Annotated in this window: 1 protein-coding gene; it reads right to left on the bottom strand. The window is 36.6% G+C overall.

What is annotated here, in order from left to right; translation table 11 throughout:
- Nucleotides 1–153: 153 nt before the first annotated feature.
- Nucleotides 154–789 (bottom strand): hypothetical protein, encoded by a 636-nt coding sequence (locus ACSX1H_RS19370; RefSeq protein WP_439185906.1) that lies wholly within the window; start codon nt 787–789, stop codon nt 154–156.
- Nucleotides 790–972 lie beyond the last annotated feature (183 nt).

The following is a 972-nucleotide window of genomic DNA, read 5'->3' as shown; positions in this document are numbered from 1 at the left end:
GAAATAAGCTACAACGGTTGGCCGCATGGCGCTGTAGCAGATTTGCGTTGAGATTGTCCGTCCGAGAGGACGAGACTATCGAGGCGGGAATCTGCTCGACCAAAGCCTCGTCAACTCTGCTATGCGCTATAGCGGCGTGTTGTACGCTGGCATTTATTTAATCAAGATTAGTTTGTCTTCATTATCAAGAATTGTAATCAATTTCACTTCGTTGTCAACGGAATATTTAATTCTATTATTTCCTCTTTTTAAATGCTTTTTTTCAGTCTTAAAATTATTCGCATCACTAAAGTCTTCGATTCTAATATCAAAATCACACGATTTATGATTTTTTATTACAATTCTTATTTCTCCCTTTTTTCTTTCAATTTTCTTAATAGTCAAATGCTTTATGTTGTTTACAACTGGCTTCTCTAGACCGCTAATAATTAAAAATCCAAGATTACATTTCTCGGGATAAATTCCTTCAACTTCGCAAAGTGAACCAATCAATTGCATATTCTTAGAATCAACATATCTTAATATACAGTCTCTATAATCGGGAATATTAGGAGCAATTAAACCGTCAACAATGCAAAGCAATGGGAAATTGATATTGTTTTCTCCAATTATTCGCTCGCATTTAATTCTTTGTAAAGCCGAGTCTTTTTGTGCATCCATTCCAAGCTTGATTATTTTTTGAATCCAAACTTGAGATGAGTTATAATCATTGAAATCAGTGCAATCATTTTGAGCTATCAAACTGATTGGAGTCAAAGAAAACAACATTATAATGCAGTATTGTTTCATGTTCGTTTTGCTTGCGTACAACGGTTAGCTGCATGATGCAGTAGCAGATTCGCGGTGCTGATTGTCCGTCCGGCAGGACAGACAATCAAGGCGGGAATCGGCCCAACCAAAGCGAGCCGGACTGCTATGCATTATTGCAGCTTGTTGTAACCTGTTATTTTATATTCCTAATTTCTCTAATGT

The organism is Carboxylicivirga taeanensis, from assembly GCF_051851475.1.
Classification (GTDB): Bacteria; Bacteroidota; Bacteroidia; order Bacteroidales; family Marinilabiliaceae; genus Carboxylicivirga; species Carboxylicivirga taeanensis.
Note: the sequence above shows the minus strand (reverse complement) of the source record. Positions and strands in the feature narration are given on the sequence as shown.

Coding starts and splice junctions, on each gene's coding strand:
- ACSX1H_RS19370 (WP_439185906.1), bottom strand. CDS start 789: ATGAAACAATACTGCATTATAATGTTGTTTTCTTTGACTCCAATCAGT.